This window comes from Megasphaera sp. DISK 18 (genome assembly GCF_001682955.1).
In the GTDB taxonomy this organism is placed as follows: domain Bacteria; phylum Bacillota; class Negativicutes; order Veillonellales; family Megasphaeraceae; genus Megasphaera; species Megasphaera massiliensis.
Window position 1 is genome coordinate 76,119 of record NZ_LUGJ01000005.1, and the last position, 16,412, is coordinate 92,530.

The 16,412-nt window shown below is 55.4% G+C and carries 14 protein-coding genes and 1 riboswitch; all 14 genes read right to left on the reverse strand.

From position 1 onward, the window contains the following. Nucleotides 1–23: 23 nt before the first annotated feature. The 14 genes from A0U42_RS01230 to A0U42_RS01295 all read right to left on the reverse strand — a co-directional run bounded on the left by A0U42_RS01230 (nt 24) and on the right by A0U42_RS01295 (nt 16,141). Entirely contained in the window at nt 24–1,025 is a 1,002-nt protein-coding gene (locus tag A0U42_RS01230; protein ID WP_065359552.1) for a nucleoid-associated protein, read from the reverse strand. A 15-nt stretch (nt 1,026–1,040) separates the two neighbouring features. After that, nucleotides 1,041–2,267 (reverse strand): metallophosphoesterase, encoded by a 1,227-nt coding sequence (locus A0U42_RS01235; RefSeq protein WP_065359553.1) that lies wholly within the window; start codon nt 2,265–2,267, stop codon nt 1,041–1,043. A 3-nt stretch (nt 2,268–2,270) separates the two neighbouring features. Further along, nucleotides 2,271–3,329: an A/G-specific adenine glycosylase gene (gene mutY / locus A0U42_RS01240; RefSeq protein ID WP_065359554.1), complete on the reverse strand. Its 1,059-nt coding sequence runs from the start codon at nt 3,327–3,329 to the stop codon at nt 2,271–2,273. A gap of 125 nt (nt 3,330–3,454) precedes the next feature. Next, complete coding sequence (gene nadC / locus A0U42_RS01245) at nt 3,455–4,306, reverse strand: carboxylating nicotinate-nucleotide diphosphorylase (RefSeq protein ID WP_065359555.1); 852 nt, start codon at nt 4,304–4,306, stop codon at nt 3,455–3,457. Further along, nucleotides 4,275–5,600, reverse strand: a complete 1,326-nt coding sequence (locus A0U42_RS01250; protein ID WP_044503022.1) for an L-aspartate oxidase — start codon at nt 5,598–5,600, stop codon at nt 4,275–4,277. The genes nadC and A0U42_RS01250 overlap by 32 nt, the downstream gene beginning before the upstream one ends. A 15-nt stretch (nt 5,601–5,615) precedes the next feature. Continuing rightward, nucleotides 5,616–6,521 (reverse strand): quinolinate synthase NadA, encoded by a 906-nt coding sequence (nadA, locus tag A0U42_RS01255; RefSeq protein WP_065359556.1) that lies wholly within the window; start codon nt 6,519–6,521, stop codon nt 5,616–5,618. A gap of 241 nt (nt 6,522–6,762) precedes the next feature. Next, the gene (locus A0U42_RS01260) at nt 6,763–8,019 is read right to left on the reverse strand and encodes an NADP-dependent malic enzyme (protein ID WP_065359557.1); all 1,257 of its coding nucleotides are present in this window, start codon (nt 8,017–8,019) and stop codon (nt 6,763–6,765) included. A 24-nt stretch (nt 8,020–8,043) separates the two neighbouring features. Then, nucleotides 8,044–9,456 (reverse strand): aldehyde dehydrogenase family protein, encoded by a 1,413-nt coding sequence (locus A0U42_RS01265; protein WP_065359558.1) that lies wholly within the window; start codon nt 9,454–9,456, stop codon nt 8,044–8,046. A gap of 110 nt (nt 9,457–9,566) precedes the next feature. Further along, nucleotides 9,567–10,883 (reverse strand): branched-chain amino acid transport system II carrier protein, encoded by a 1,317-nt coding sequence (locus A0U42_RS01270; protein WP_065359559.1) that lies wholly within the window; start codon nt 10,881–10,883, stop codon nt 9,567–9,569. An 85-nt stretch (nt 10,884–10,968) separates the two neighbouring features. Then, nucleotides 10,969–11,067, reverse strand: a riboswitch (SAM riboswitch). Between the two features lie 73 nt (nt 11,068–11,140). Then, on the reverse strand, nt 11,141–11,788 hold the full coding sequence (nth, locus tag A0U42_RS01275; RefSeq protein WP_065359560.1) for an endonuclease III: 648 nt from the start codon (nt 11,786–11,788) through the stop codon (nt 11,141–11,143). A 1-nt stretch (nt 11,789) separates the two neighbouring features. Further along, complete coding sequence (gene larE / locus A0U42_RS01280) at nt 11,790–12,623, reverse strand: ATP-dependent sacrificial sulfur transferase LarE (protein ID WP_065359561.1); 834 nt, start codon at nt 12,621–12,623, stop codon at nt 11,790–11,792. A gap of 133 nt (nt 12,624–12,756) precedes the next feature. Then, nucleotides 12,757–14,208 carry a nicotinate phosphoribosyltransferase gene (locus A0U42_RS01285; RefSeq protein ID WP_065359562.1) on the reverse strand — a complete coding sequence of 484 codons (1,452 nt, stop codon included), beginning with the start codon at nt 14,206–14,208 and terminating at the stop codon, nt 12,757–12,759. Nucleotides 14,209–14,390: 182 nt separating this feature from the next. Continuing rightward, complete coding sequence (locus A0U42_RS01290) at nt 14,391–15,326, reverse strand: transketolase family protein (protein WP_065359563.1); 936 nt, start codon at nt 15,324–15,326, stop codon at nt 14,391–14,393. Next, on the reverse strand, nt 15,323–16,141 hold the full coding sequence (locus tag A0U42_RS01295) for a transketolase (RefSeq protein ID WP_065359564.1): 819 nt from the start codon (nt 16,139–16,141) through the stop codon (nt 15,323–15,325). The genes A0U42_RS01290 and A0U42_RS01295 overlap by 4 nt, the downstream gene beginning before the upstream one ends. Nucleotides 16,142–16,412: the final 271 nt, after the last annotated feature.

The window sequence follows — 16,412 nt, forward strand, 5'->3', positions numbered from 1 at the left end:
GCTGTCGGCTGCGGACAAAATAACTATTTATTGACGATCTTTCCGATGTTCTTCAACTCGATGGACAAGGTGCCGTCGGGATTGTTGATGAAGCGGATAAAATCGGTGTTTTCGATATATTCGGACGGGAAGGTGATTTCAATGCCCGTATCAGTCTTGATCTTATGGCTGCGGCCGGCCTTCTGGGCGTATTCCTTTTCAATGGCCACGACGTCAGGCAGTTTGGCTTCGGCCACTTGCTGCTGAAACTCCTGAGCCATGGCCGGCGAACTGCCGAAGACCTCCGTCCCCATGTCCTGGGGCGAGAAGGAATCGGCATTTTCGGCGTTTTCCACTAAATAGGTCTTGGCCTTGGACAAGGCTTCGACCGTGCTGGCACCGTGATCTTCAGCCACTTTTTCCGCGATCTTGCTGACGACCTTGACGGCTTCCTTACTGGAAATGACCGACGTGCACTGGAGCAGGCGGTCCGGCAGGAGGTAGACGTCTTCCCCATCCATCTTGCGCTTCTTGTCGACGAAGTGGATGGAAAAGTCACTGAGGCGGATGAGAGCATAGGCTTCGGCCTTCTGAGCCATACCGGGCAGGATGGCGTAGTGCTTGATGAGCTTGTTGTAGACCGTCCCCTCGTCGTCGAGGATCTGATGGGTATAGGCCGTCTTATTGTCCAGCATGAGGATGGCCAGATTGCGGACGTCGTCGTCATCCTGAAAGTCGATGACCAAGAGGTCCGTCGACTCCGGTTCGTCGCAGTGAGCCACGAGCTGATAGAGTTCGCGGGCCGTGTCCGCCGCCAGTTCGTCAAAGGTCAGGCTGCCGTCGATGACAGCTTGGAGCTTGGGCTGAAAGGCACTGGTCGCATAGAAGACGCCCGTCTGCTGGGACGCATCGCCGAGGATCCGGCTCAGTCGTTTATTGACGTATTCATAGACGACGTCGCTGCTGAAGTCGAGGGCCTTCTGGGACACGATGCAGACGTTGGTATTGAAATCAAAAATATGGAGCACTGCTGCGTTGATCATCATAATCTATATCATCCTCTACGCTTGTTTTCGTAATTCAAAGACACTGGCTTCGCGGGAACAAAGGACGCGGAAAGGCAGCCAGTGGCCGGTACCGCGGTTGACGTAACCCCGGCTTTCCCCCTTGCGGAACATGCCGCGCAGGTATTTAAAGCCCACAGCCGTAACCAAGGGGCCGATGGGGGCAAACTGAGCGCCGTGGGTATGACCGCAGAGGGTCAGGGGAATATTGCGTTCAAAAGCTTCGTCGATAAAGGCCGAATGGTGGGCCAACATGACGACGAAGGCATCTTCCGGCACGCCGTCCAAGGTCTGGCGGACGTAGTCCTGCCGCTGTTCGGCAAAGGCTTCTTCCCCTTGGGCAAAACTGTAGTCCGTACCGGCAATGTAGAAGGGCCGGCTGTCGCTGCCCCTCCTCCCCTTCAGGCCCCTTCCGTAGCCGGGGCTGGCTTCAAAGGAAGCATTGCGCAGGATGCGGACCGGCGTATCTTCGAGCATGGCCGTAATGGCCGAAAAATTGCGGTAATATTCATGATTGCCGTAGCAAAAATCGATGCCGTCAGGAAACCGGTCGGCATTGGCATTGATAATATCCCGGGCCTTGGGCAGAAGGACGATCTCATCGATGAGATCGCCCGTAATTTCCAGCCGGTTGACGCCCTGTGCGGCAACGGCATCGATCGATTCCTGAAGGCGCTCGGGACTGAAGAAGAGTCCCATATGCAGGTCCGAGAGCTGACCGATTTTATAGCCGTCGAGGTAGTCCGGCAAATTTTTATACCTTAAGACGTGGTGCGTCGTATCCAAATCGCTTTCACCGAGGACATTGCCGGCACCGCTGGTGGCAAAGGCCGCCGCCGGAATGAGGGCGGCCAGGCCCTTGATGAAGGTCCGTCGGGTCATCCCCTGAGGGACCGGTTTCTCCTTGCGGTGCCAAAAACGGTGGACCGCCGCAGCCAGGGCGACGACGATGAGGCAGGGCAAGGCCAGAAAAAAGGCCAAGAGCCAAACCAGGGCCGCCATGCTTCGGCCGTCATAGAGTCCGTCCCAACCGGACAGAATCAGGCCGGGGAAGGCCTCTTCATAGTGGCTGAAGGCGGCAACGGACACCAGGGTCAGCCCCAGCGTCCCCAAGATCAAGGCCTTGCGGTGGCCTGAGCGGAAGGTGTAGTCCCATAAGAAGGACGCCAGGACGCAGACGCAGGACGTAAAAATCATGAACGTAATGAAAAAAGTTCCCTTCATGGCTTATACCATGGCTGTGATCTTACCGTGGGGACCGGCCCAAGGCAGGGCATCGTAGTCACTGCGGTCAATCCACTGCCAATCCTCCTCTTCTTTGATGTTTCCATCTGTCAGCTCGCCTTCATAAACGGTCAGCTGCCAGACTTTATGCGAAAAAATACTCTTCAAGGTCCCGGCCGGACTGGCGTCGACGGAAACATGGAGTCCCTTTTCGGCCAGCATCCGACGGACGGCGTCGATTCCGTCCTGTCCCGTTCCCGGCGCATTGGGAAACTCCCACATAGAAGCCAGAAGGCCCTTGGGCGGGCGGCGATGGACGAGCCACTTCGTCCCGTGACAAGGGACGACGACGGTGATCTTTTCGACGGGCGCCTTCTTCTTGACCTGGCGAATGGGCAGGTCGCCTTCCTTCCCTGCAGCACGGGCCAGGCAGATGGCCTTTAAGGGGCAGTCTTCACAGCGGGGATGCTTGGGAATGCAGATGGTGGCGCCCAAGTCCATGAGGGCTTCATTGAAGGCGCCGGGGCGATCTTCGGGCATCTGTTCTTCGACCAGGGCGGCCACCTTTTTCTTGACGGCCGTCGTCAAAACGTTTTCTTCAATATCGTAGAGACGGGCAAAAATCCGCAGGACGTTGCCGTCGACGGCGGCTTCCTTCTTCCCGTAGGCTAAGCTTAAAATAGCGCCGGCAGTATAGTCACCAACGCCTTTCAAAGCCCGTACTTCCTTCTTCGTATCCGGTACGCGGCCGCCATATTTTGCCTGTACTTCCTGAACGGCTTCATGAAGATTGCGGGCCCGAGAATAGTAACCGAGGCCCTGCCACTGACGCAGCACATCGTCCTGTGACGCCGCCGCCAGGCTCTTTATATTGGGGAACCGTTCCATCCAGCTGTCGTAATAGGGACGGACCGTTTCGACCTTGGTCTGCTGCAGCATGATTTCCGACACCCAGACCTTGTAGGGATCGCGCGGCGATTCATCGCGCCAGGGCAGGTCCCTCCCATGGGCATCGAACCAGTCGAGCAGTAAGGAACTCCAATTGTCTTCTTTTATATTCATATGAAATAAGCCTCTTTCTTTCTACACTGTTATTTACTAGTATAGAAATCAAGAGGCCTTTTGTCAAACAGGTGTTCTATTATTTTTTCTCATCCCTTCAGTCCTAAAAAGAAAGGATTTACGACTTATAAGGGATGCAGATTCTTCAAGGATAAATCGAGGATGGGTGCCGAATGGGTCAGGGCTCCGCTGGAAATATAATCGACGCCGATATCGATCAGGGCTGCAATATTTTCCCTGGTGACGTTGCCCGAGCATTCCGTTTCGGCCCGGCCGTCGATGATAGCTACGGCTTCCTTCATCATGTCGTGGCTCATGTTGTCCAGCATGATGATATCGGCCCCGGCTTCAACGGCTTCGCGGACCATGTCCAGGTTTTCCGTTTCGACTTCGATCTTGCGGACGAAGGGCGCATAGGCCTTAGCCATAGCAATGGCTCTCTTGACGCCGCCGGCAGCACCGATGTGATTGTCCTTCAAGAGGACGCCGTCGGACAAGTTATAGCGGTGGTTTCCCCCGCCGCCGACGGTGACGGCATACTTTTCAAAGACCCGCATATTGGGCGTCGTCTTGCGCGTATCGACCAGCCTGATCTTACTGCCTTTTAAAAGTTCTGCAATCTGCCGAGTATACGTAGCGATGCCGCTCATGCGCTGCAAATAGTTGAGGCCGACCCGTTCGGCCGACAAGATGGACCGCATGCTGCCGGTCACGTCAGCCAGTTTCTGCCCCTTGCGGACGGTATCACCGTCTTTTACGGTAAACCGGACTTCTACGCCTTCATCCAAGAGGGTAAAGGCCCGGGCGAAAACGGCAAGGCCGGCAATGACACCGTCGGCTTTGGCCAAGAGTTCCGCCTGTCCCCGGCTGTCTTCGGGCAAAATGGCGTTGGTCGTCACGTCCTCACCGGTAATATCTTCCTGCAGGGCCTGTAAAATCAAAGGATCAGCCTGCAATTTCATGGTTACGTTGTTCATGACTCTTTTTCTCCCTTTCCATTTCCCCTAAGATGCTCTTGCGATACACTTCGGCCAGGCCCCCTTCATGACGGCTGACGTAGTCCGAAGCCTGAGCGCAGGCCAGGCTGAAATCGCCGTGACTGTCGCCCTTTTCAGCCAGATCCAAGGCCGCCCGTTTGCCGAAAACCAGGCTTTCCAAGAGGGAATTGCTGGCCAGGCGGTTGCGGCCGTGAACGCCGTTGCAGCTCGTTTCACCGACGGCATAGAGGTGGTCCATCGTCGTCCGACTGTGGCCGTCGACGTGGATACCGCCCATGAAGTAGTGCTGGGCCGGCGTGACCGGGACCCAGTCGACGGTGGCATCGATGCCGTCTTCCAGGCAGCGTTCATAAATATTGGGGAAATGGCCCTTTATGACGTCCGTTCCCAGTCCGGTCATATCCAACCAGACGAAGGGCCGTTGGTCCTTTTCCATCTGTTTGCGGATGGCAGCGGTCATCAAATCGCGGGGCAGGACTTCATTGGCAAAGCGCTTTCCGTCTTTCCCGCGCAATTTAGCCCCTTCGCCGCGGACCGATTCGGAAATGAGGAAACTCCGGCCCGGACGGGACGAATAGAGGGACGTCGGATGGATCTGGACGTAATCGATGTTTTCCAAAGCAATGCCGTGGCGCATGGCAATGGCCAAGGCGTCGCCCGTAAGATGGGGGAAATTCGTCGAATGGTCGTAGAGGCCGCCGATGCCGCCGCTGGCCAAGATCGTGTTGCCGGCTTCAATGGCCCGGTAGGCTCCGTCCTTTTCGCGGGCCAGAATACCGAGACAGGTATTGCCGTCAGTAAGGATGTCGACCATGGTCGTGTAGTCGCAGATAGTCACATTGGGCAGCTCCCGAACGGCGGCCAAGAGGCGGCTGGTGATTTCCTTGCCCGTAATATCCTTATGAAAGAGGATCCGCGGCCGGGAGTGACAGCCTTCGCGGGTATAGTCGAAAGAGCCGTCGGCCTTTCGGGCAAAGTCGACGCCGTAGCCGACGAGTTCATCGATGATGCGCCGCGACGAGCGAATCATGATATCCACCGATTCGCGGCGGTTTTCGTAATGGCCGGCTTTCAACGTATCTTCCATGAAGCTGTCGTAATCGTTTTCATCGTGAAGGACGCAGATTCCCCCCTGAGCCAGGAAAGAATCGCTGTTTTCCACGTCATCCTTCGTAATCATGAGCACTTTCTTATCGCGCGGTACGTGGAGGGCGGCAAAGAGACCGCTGGCACCGGTGCCGACGATGACAACATCTGTTTTTTCTGTTTCCATGACATCTACCTTCTTCTATTTGGCTAAATCCAGCATCCGTTCCAAAGCCTGAACGGCCTTCCCTGCCATCTTGGCATCGACAAAGACTTCGTTCGTTTCATCGCGCAGGCAGTCACGGACCTTTTCCAGGGTGACCTTCTTCATATTGATGCAGTACGCATCTTCCATGGCCGGATAAAATACCTTATCGGGATTCCGCGTTTCCAGCTCATAAAAGACGCCGCCTTCGGTTCCGATGATGAATTCCTTGGCGTCCGACGAACCGGCATAGTCGATGATGCCCGACGTGCTGCCGACGTAATCGGCCAGGGCCAGGACTTCCTTGCGGCATTCGGGATGGGCCAGGAACAGGGCCCGGGGATGAGCGGCCTGCACCTTCTTTACGTAGTCCGGATCGACCGTATCGTGACGGGGACAAAAGCCCTGATTGAGGATAAAATGCTTATCCGGCACCTGGGTCGAAACGTAGTGTCCCAGATTTTTATCCGGCGTAAAGAAAATATTCTTCTGGGGCAGCTTCTTGACGATCTTAACGGCATTGGACGACGTGACGCAGACGTCGGACGCAGCTTTTACGGCTGCCGTCGAATTGACGTAACAGACGACGGCCAAGTCGTCATACTCGGCGCGGGCCTTTTCAATGGTCGCCGTATCGGCCATGTGGGCCATGGGACAGGACGCCGTCCGGTCGGGCATGAGGACCTTCTTTTTGGGATTGAGCATCTTGGCGCTCTCACCCATAAAATCGACGCCGGCAAAGACGATGATTTTAGCATCCGTTTCAACGGCCTTTTTGGCCAGACCAAAGGAGTCGCCGACGTAGTCAGCATAGGCCTGTACCTCATCGGGCACGTAATAGTGAGCGAGGATAATGGCCTCTTTTTCTTTTTTCAGGGCAGCGATCTCATCTTCAATATACACAGGTTTCCATCCTTTCAGGGAAACGGGACCGCCCTTTGGACAAGTCCCGTTCAAACCGCCAGTCCCTAAGGCTGACGACAATTTTTATTTACACCAATTATACCCTATTGACCGATTTTTGACAATACTACTGTCATGACAATAGAAATCAGGCCGGTATGCAATGTCGTTCTGCCAAAGACAAACAAAAGCCGCCCTTCAAGACAAAGGTCTCAAAAGACGGCTCATGATCATCATAACGTTAGTGGCCATTGACCGATTCCGACACGGCGCGTAACTTGGCAATCGTTTCGGCCGCTTCCCGGCGGATGTCTTCGGGATCGCGAGTAATGCGGGCGACGCCGCTGTCCATGGCCGCTTTGGCAACGGCTGCAGCGACGGCCGGAGCTACCCGTTCGTCAAAGGCATTGGGAATGACGTGGTCTTCAGCCAGTTCGTCGTCCGAAACTAAGGAGGCGATGGCATAGGCTGCGGCCAGTTTCATATCCTCGTTGATGCTGCGGGCCCGGACGGCCATGGCCCCGCGGAAGATGCCCGGGAATACCATGACGTTATTGATCTGGTTGGGCGCATCGGACCGACCCGTACCGACGACTTTGGCACCGGCTTCTTTGGCCGAGGCGTAGTCCGTTTCGGGAATGGGGTTGGCCATGGCAAAGACGACGGCGTCGGAAGCCATGGATTCGATGAGCTCTTTCGTGAAAATATGCGGTGCCGAAACACCGAGGAGGAGGTCGGCACCCTTGACGGCATCGGCCAAGGTCCCCTGCTTACGGCCCTTATTGGTCACGTCTGCCAACGCAGCCTGGACGGGATTGAGGCCTTCCATGCCGGCATAGAGGATGCCCGGACGGTCGACCATGGTGACGTCTTCGGCACCGGCCCGGACCAAGAGGCGGCCGATGGAAGCCCCGGCAGCCCCGGCACCGTTGATGACGATGCGGGCCGTCTTGAGGTCCTTTTTGACGAAGCGCAGGGCTCCGATGACGCCGGCTAAGGCGGCGATGGCCGTACCGTGCTGGTCGTCGTGGAAGACGGGGATGTCCATTTCGCGCTTCAGCGTTTCTTCGATGTCATAGCATTTCGGCGAAGAAATGTCTTCCAAGTTGATGCCGGCAAAAGAGGGCTGCAGGCGTTTGACCGTTTCGATGAACTCCTTCGGATCCTTCGTGTCCAGGCAGATGGGAACGGCATTGACGCCGCCGAATACCTTGAACAGGATGGATTTCCCTTCCATGACCGGCATGGCCGCTTCCGGGCCGATGTCGCCCAAACCGAGGACGCGGGTCCCGTCGGATACGACGGCAATCATATTTCCCCGGCAGGTCAGGTCAAAGGACAGATCCGGATCTTTGGTGATTTCCCGGCACGGCTGGGCAACGCCCGGCGTGTAGAGTACACTCAAATCGTCGTTGGTCTGTAAGACGGCCCGAGGGAAGGTTTCAAGAATCCCCTGTTTGCCTCGGCGGATCTTCATGGCTTGTTCATCAAAATTCATGTCAAAAAACTCCTCTACAATAGTTTATGCGTTAAAAATAGCTTGCGGTTCTGTAAATTCGAGCATCCCGTCTTTGCCGCCTTCACGGCCGAGACCGCTGTCCTTAAAGCCGCCAAAAGGCGCTGTGACGTCGCGCGGGCTGCCGTTGACGTAGACGTTGCCCGACAAGATGCCTTCGGCAACCTTCGTCGCTTCTTCCTTATCGGGACCCCAGACGGCACCGTTGAGGCCGTACTTGGTATCGTTGGCAATAGTAAGGGCCTGGTCGACACTGTCATAAGTGAGGACGCAGAGGACGGGCCCGAAGATTTCTTCCTGAGCGATGGTCATGTCGTTGGTCACATCGGTGAAGACCGTCGGATTGATGAAGTACCCCTTTTCAGGCGCTTCCGGACGGCCGCCGGCCAGGACCGTCGCCCCTTCTTCGATGCCTTTGGCAATGTACGAATCGACAATCTTCCACTGTTCTGCCGAAGCGACAGCGCCGACTTTCGTCGTTTCCAAGGTCGGGTCGCCGACCTTATATTCCGGCAGGACCTTGAGGATGATGTCTTCGATTTCTTTTTTCGCTTCCTTGGGAATGATCAGCCGCGACAGAGCCGTGCAGGTCTGGCCGCTGTTGAGCAGGAGCGAATTGAAGCACATGCGGACGGCCTTTTCATAGTCGGCCCCGGGCAGGATGATAAAGGGTGATTTGCCGCCCAGTTCCATGCTGATGCGCTTCATAGAAGCCAAGGCCCGCTGGGAGACCTTGATACCGGCTTTGGTCGACCCCGTAAAGGATATCATGGCGATATTGGGATCGTCGCAGATAGCGTTGCCGATTTCACCGCTGCGGCCGGGGATGAAGTTGAAGACGCCCTTCGGGAAGCCGGCCCGATCAAAGGCTTCGGCCAAATAATAAGCTGTTACCGGCGTAGACTGGCTGGGCTTCAAGACGACGGTGGCGCCGACTAAAATAGCCGGGATGACTTTCTGGATAACCTGGCCCAAAGGATAGTTCCACGGCGTAATGCAGCCGATGACCCCTAAGGGACGGCGGTAGACGACGGACTGGGGCAGTTTTTCGACTAAGGGCAGGTCCGGGGCCAAGTCGATATAGGACTGGGTCCGTACGAACTGGTAGGCGATGTGGTTGGTCTTAACGAAGGAAACGGGGATGCCCAATTCCTTGACGGTGGCATCGACCATCTGCGGTTCAAATTGAATGAGCTCTTTAAGCAATTTTCTCATAAAATCAATTCGTTCTTCCATCGGCCTTGCCGCCCACGCAGGAAAGGCCTTGGCTGCAGCAGCTGAGGCAGCGGCGACATCCTGTTCACCGGCAGCGGCAACGGTCGTGAAAACTTCCTTCGTCGCCGGATTTTCAACGTCGATGTATTGGCCGGATAAGGGAGCTACCCACTGGCCATCGATATACAATTTTTTTAAGTCCATGAAAAAACCTCCTTTGTGCTGATTTATGCTACCATTATAGATAGAAATTCTCTATTGTGCAACAAAAAAGGCATCGTACTCTGAAAAATTTAAGTACAATGCCTTTACCATTATTTTGCCTCGACTTCCAAGGACTCCGATTCCGACGCGAAATGCCCCAGAACAGACCCGCCGACAAGGCCGACGACAAAGGGAACGATCCAGCCGAAGCCGTAGGCCGACAAGGGAACGGCAGCGACGATGGCTTTGGCAACGGCCAGACTGCTAAGGCCCGGCAGGGATTCCAAGCAGGCGAAGACCGTGACCAAGTAGACCGAACCCTTATAGGCCCACTGATTGGGCAGCAAGGGACCGACGATGCCTAAGACCAATAAGGCCAGGCACGGCGGATAAGCGACGCCGAAAATCCAGCCGATGTAGGTGACGATGCCGTCGACACCGAGGAAGGCCGTCAGGGCCGAGAGAATCGAGCAGGCGACGGCCGCCTGTTTATAACTGACACGGCTGCCGGAAGTCGTGCTGGTGAATTCCGCAACGGCCGCAATCTGACCGATGGCTGTCGTCAGGCAGGCCAAGACGACGGCGATGCCCATGGGAATCATGACCCAAGAGCCGATGCGGTGGATGATGGCTACCAAGAGCTCAGCCCGGCCGATGGACTGAGGATAATAGGAACTGACGCTGGCTCCCATGTAGAGCAGGCTGCCGTAGATGATGAGCAGCAGGACGAAGGAGACGATACCGCAGTAGATGAGGACCTTATTGCGCTGGCCGACGCCCGTATAGCCCTTGCCGCGAATGGAGCTGAGGAAGACGGCAGCCATGATGAAGCTGACCAGGACGTCGCCCGTATTGTAGCCGCCGAGGAAGGCATTGACGAAGGGATTGTCTGCAGCAGGTTCCGCCGGCGTCCCCAAGGGGAAGAAAATCCCGGCAATGGCGATGGCCACCAAAATGAAGGCCAAGGCCGGCGTCAAATACTTGCCCATGCGGTCCATGACGTTATGCGGGTCGGCGACGAAGAAATAGCAGAGCAGGAAATAAAGGACGACTAAAGGAATCATGGGCGCTGCCGGAAAATTCCCCTGTACACCGAGCTGGATGGCCGTCGCTGCCGTCCGCGGAATGGACACGAAGGTACAGACCAGCATCAAAGCCGCCAATAAAATCCGGTACGTATATTTTCCGACCTTGTCCGTAATCGTATGGACGTCGCCGTTGAGGCCGATGACGATGAGCGTAAAAATAGGCAGGAAAATCCCCGACAAGGTCAAACCGGCCAGGCCCGACAAGAAATCACTGCCGCTGTTGAGCCCCAAGTGCGGCGGAAAAATAAGATTGCCGGCCCCGAAATAGGTGGCAAAAAAAGCAAAGCCCAGGATGATGACATCCCGTTTCCGAATCGACTGTCTGCTGGAATCATTCATAACAAAAGTCCCCCTAACCCCATCATAAAGAATAAGTGCATCATACAAAAAAGAGGCGCTGCCCTCAAGCTGCGCCTCAATTCACATCATATCTTTCAGGAATAGCCTGTAGGAATTGGCACCTTACCATTGGCAGGTTGCCGCAGCGTCATCGGGCCCATCCCTCAGCTGCTCTGGATATTGCGGTATGAAATTTTGTATGTATTGGTAGTATTTTATAAAACTTTTCGCTGTTTGTCAATAACTTTTTAACAAAATCACTTCTTCGGCGACTTATTTTGACTTCCCGGGCATAAATCAGAGAGGAAGCATTCGTCGCACAAGGGCTTTCGGGCCTTGCAGACCCGTCGTCCGTGCCAGATGAGCCAATGATGGGCCCGGCTCCACCATTCCTTGGGAATGGCCTTCTGCAGCCCCTTTTCGACTTCAAGGGGCGTCTTGCCCTTGGCCAGCTGAAGCCGATTGGATACGCGAAAGACATGGGTATCGACGGCAATGGCCGGGATGTCGAACAAGACACTGACCAGGACGTTCGCCGTCTTGCGGCCGACGCCGGGCAGTTTCACCAATTCGTCAAAGGTCTGCGGTACTTCGCCGCCATAGTCTTCGCAGAGGATGGCGCAGTTGGCCAGAATATTCTTGGCCTTGCTGTGATAAAGGCCGCAGGTGCGAATCTTTTCTTCGAGGCCGTCGAGGCCGAGGGACAGCATCTTTTCTGCCGTATTATATTCCGGGAAGAGACCGGCCGTCACGATATTGACCCGTTCGTCCGTGCACTGAGCCGACAAGATGACGGCAATCATCAGTTCAAAGGGCGAATTGTAGTGCAGGGCCGGCTTCATGATGCCGTACTGGTCCTGGAAACGCTGGAGCATTTCATCTTTTACTTTCTTGGTAACAGCCATATCACTTTACTTCCTCATCGGTATCGATGACATCATTGAGACTTCCCATTTCATAGCCGCCGAGGTCGAGGGTAACGTAGGAGAACCCCGTATCCTTAATGGCCCGGACGATTTCCTGGCGATGGGCCAGCACCGACGGGATCTCGTCTAAGCCCACTTCGATACGGGCTACGTCGCCGTGATAGCGGACCCGCAGCGCCCCTTGAACGTAAGGGGCCACAGCGGCTTCGGCGGCATCGATCTGAGCCAGGAGATGCGGCGTCAGGCGGACGCCGTAAGGAACGCGGCTGGCCAAACAAGCGGCACTCTGCTTATTCCAGGTCTGGAGACCGAATTCCTTCGATAGGGCCCGGATATCGGCCTTGTCTAAGCCCGCTTCGATCATGGGACTGCGGACCGAATCGGACAGCTCTTTAAGGGCCTTCATCCCCGGCCGGTAATCGCCGAGATCGTCGACATTGCCGCCGTCGATGACCCACTGATAGCCTTCGGACCTGGCCAGGTTCACCAAGGCCGTGAAACGGATCTTCTTACAGTAATAGCAGCGTTCCGGCGGATTTTCCACAAACGTCGGATCGTCGAACTCCGTCGAATTGACCAAGCGGTGTTCGACGCCAATGAATTCCGCCATGGCCTTGGCATCGGCAGCTTCACTCCCCGGAAGGGTGGCCGATACGGCCGTAATGGCCAGGACCTTATCACCCAGCGCTTCATGGGCGGCATAGGTCAAAAAAGTACTGTCCACGCCGCCGGAAAAGCCGACGACGACACTGCCCAGCGACTTTAATATATCTTGCAGTTTTTCATATTTCTTGCGCGTATCTGTTGAAACCATAAGGATTCCCCCTTATACAATAGTGCAGAAAAGGCACCTTCTCCCCTCTTCCCGAGAGGGCCCCAAAGAGCCGCCGCGGAAAGGAAAGCAGAAAGAGCCTCCCTGTTCGGCCATCGTCCCCTCAATGGCCGGCTTAGAAGAAATGAGCCGATTCTTCCTTGAGCACGGCATCCCGCAGGGCCGACAGCTTGCTGCTGCGCTGAACCCACATTTCTTCCGGATTGACCAAGCGCAGGTATTCAGGCCACAAGGTCTGAATCTGTTCATCGGCATAGGTCATGATGTCCTTGAGATTCGGTTTTTTATAGACTAATTCACCCTTTTTAAAGATAGGGATGAGCATTTCCTGAACGCGGTAGGTCCCGGCCGGAATCGTCCGGAAACGCCAGGGAGCCTTGTCGCTCTTTAAGAGCAGATCCTTCGATTCATCGATGCTTTCCCCTTCGAGGATGATGATGTCGGCCTTCATCTTGCCCGTCTTCTTGTCATAGACGCGAAGGACGTTCTTGAGGCCCGGATTGGAAATCTTTTCGGCATTGTCGCTCATCTTGATCTTCGGTACGAACTTACCGTCGTCGTACTGGCCGACGAGCTTGAAGACGCCGCCCAAAGACGGGCTGTCCTTGGCCGTAATGAGGTTGGTGCCGACGCCCCAGGAATTGATGGCGCAGCCCTGGCCCTTTAATTCAAAAATAAGGTTTTCATCGAGGTCGTTCGAGGCCGCGATGACGGCGTCAGGGAAACCGGCAGCGGCAAACATCTTATGGGCTTCCTTCGAAAGATAAGCCAAGTCGCCGCTGTCGAGGCGGATACCGTAGACTTTAGGCAAGGTACCGGCAGCCTTCATTTCCTTGAAGATCGTAATGGCGTCGGGAACGCCTTGCTTCAAGGTATTATACGTATCGGCCAACAGAATGAGGTTGTTGGGATACTGTTCGGCATAGCGGCGGAAGGCTTCCAGTTCCGACGAGAAGCTCATGATCCAGCTGTGGGCCATCGTCCCTAAGACAGGCATGCCGAATTTCGCCCCGGCCAGGACGTTGCTGGTCCCGTTGAAACCGCCGATCATAGCCGAACGAGCGCCGTAGACACCGGCCGATTTGCCCTGAGCGCGGCGCAGACCGAATTCCATGAGATTGTCATTGCCGGCAACAGTCCGAACGCGGCGAGCTTTCGTGGCAATGAGGCTTTCATGGTTCATGATCATGGACATGCACGTTTCCAAGAGCAAGGCTTCGTCCTTCTTGGTCTGGACGCGAAGGAGGACTTCCTGCGGAAAGGCGACGGTGCCTTCGGGCATGGCATAAATATCGCCGGTAAAGCGCAGTTCCTTCAAATAGTCGAGGAATTCCTGACGGAAAAAGCCGGTGCTCTTCAAGTACGTCAGATCATCGTCGCTGAAGTGGATGTTTTCCACATAGTCGATGAGGTGTTCCAAGCCGGCGACGACCGTATAGCCTCCTTTAAAAGGATTATTCCGATAATAGCGGTCAAACACGCACTGCTGCTCGTGCTTGCCTTCAAAAAATAAGCCCTGCATCATCGTCAACTGATACAGGTCTGTCAACAACGCTTTCGTGTACAAAATAACTCGCCTCCAAAAAGATGTTATACCTATTATACATCAGTTAGTCCAAAAGAGATAATCAATTACCGATTTTGCATGCTTTTCAAAATGTTATACAAACTTAGCATGACACCCCTTTATGTATGCCGGATATGAAACAAGCTGCTCTTCCGATTCATACAGGATGAGCAGCTTCGTCATTATTTTCTTTTCATAACCTTGCGGGCAGCGGCGATGACGTCTTCGGCCGATAAATGATAGGCCTTCAATAAATCATCGGGCTTCCCCGATTCGCCGAAGCGGTCTTGGATGCCTACCAGTTCGACGGGAATGGGATGATGCTGGGCCAAGGCTTCGCAGATAGCACCGCCGAGGCCTCCCATGACCTGATGTTCCTCACAGACGACGGCCGCCCCCGTTTCAGCCGCACAGGTGCAGATTGTATCGACGTCGAGGGGTTTTACGATGCGGACGTTTACGACGCGGGCCGAAATCCCTTCCTTTTCAAGGGCTTCTGCCGCCACCAAGGCTTCATGGACCATGAGGCCGTTGGCAAAGAGGGTCACATCGGTTCCGTCGCGGAAAACAGCCGCCTTATAGAGGTCAAAAGGCGTGTCTTCCGACGTAATGACCGGTGCCGGATTGCGGCCGAAGCGGACGTACGACGGCCCCTGAATATCATAGACAGCCAGTGTCGCCTTGTACGTTTCCCACCAGTCGCAGGGCGTAATGACCGTCATGTTGGGAATGGTCCGCATGAGGGCGATATCTTCGAGAGCCTGATGGGTCGCCCCGTCGGGACCGACAGAAATGCCGGCGTGAGCGCCGCCGAGCTTGACGTTTAATTTATTGTAGCAGACCGTATTGCGGATCTGCCCCCAGCCGCGGCCGGTCAAAAAGACGCCGTACGTCGACACAAAGGGGACGAAGCCCGTCAAAGACAGGCCGGCAGCCGTGCCGACGAGATCTTGTTCCGAAATGCCGACATTGATGTATTTATCCGGGAATTCCTTGCGAATCCATTCGGTCCGCGTCGACTTGGCCACGTCGGCGTCGAGGACCATGACGTCATCGTGAAGGCGGCATAATTCTAAGAGGGCCTTGCCATAGCCGTCACGCATCGGTACTCGGTTCATGACCGCACCTCCAATTCTTTCATAGCCTGCTCGTACTGGGCTTCATCGGGCGCAGCCCCGTGCCATTCGGCCTGGTTTTCCATATAAGAAACGCCCTTGCCCTTGACCGTCTTGGCCAGGATGACCGTCGGCTTATCCGTGCGGGTCTTGGCCTCCCCGTAGGCATCATAGAGGGCGTCCGTATCGTGGCCGTCGACGCGCAGAACATGCCAGCCGAAGCTGTCCCACTTGGCATCCATGGGCTCCATATCCTTGATGCCGGCCATGGAATCGACGAGCTGCAAGCCGTTGCAGTCGACGATGAGACAGACGTTGTCCAAATGGTGCTGGCCGGCAAAGGCCGCCGCTTCCCAGATCTGGCCCTCCTGCTGCTCACCGTCGCCGATGAGGCAGAATACCTGCTGCGTCTGCCCCTTTCGCTTCAAGCCCAAAGCCATGCCGTTGGCAATGGACAGGCCTTGCCCCAAAGAACCGACGGCACAGTCGAGACAGGGGAGCTTCTGCAGGTTAGGATGGCCCTGAAGGGGACTTCCTACGGTCCGCAGCGTATCGAGCCATTCCAAGGGGAAATAGCCCTTATGGGCCAGGGTGCTGTAAAAAGCCGGCGCCGCATGGCCCTTCGATAAGACGAAACGATCCCGTTCCGGCGCATGAGGCCTGTCGGGAAAACACGTAAATATATCGGTAAAATAGAGCGTGGCCATAATTTCGACAGCCGACAAGGAGCTGCCCGGGTGGCCCGACCCGGCACGGTAAATAGACCGCACGGTATCCCGCCGTATCTGCATACAGACGTCGCGTAGATCATGCCTCATGAACGCATAGCCTCCTAATAATATACAGGTCGATTAAGAAAAAAACGCCGCAGTACTCCCCTTTCATCGGGCAGGCGGTACGCGTGCGTTCGGACAAACGACCTCAGTTATTCGCTTCCGTTTCTTCAATTAATTGTACAATGATTACATACGCAAGTCAATCGCAATCGGCGGCCCAAAGCCGCTTTATGCAAGTATCGCAAAGGCCTCTCCCCCATCTCCCAAACGCAAAAAAAGCCCTGTCAGAAAAGACTGATATGCTCCCCTTTAG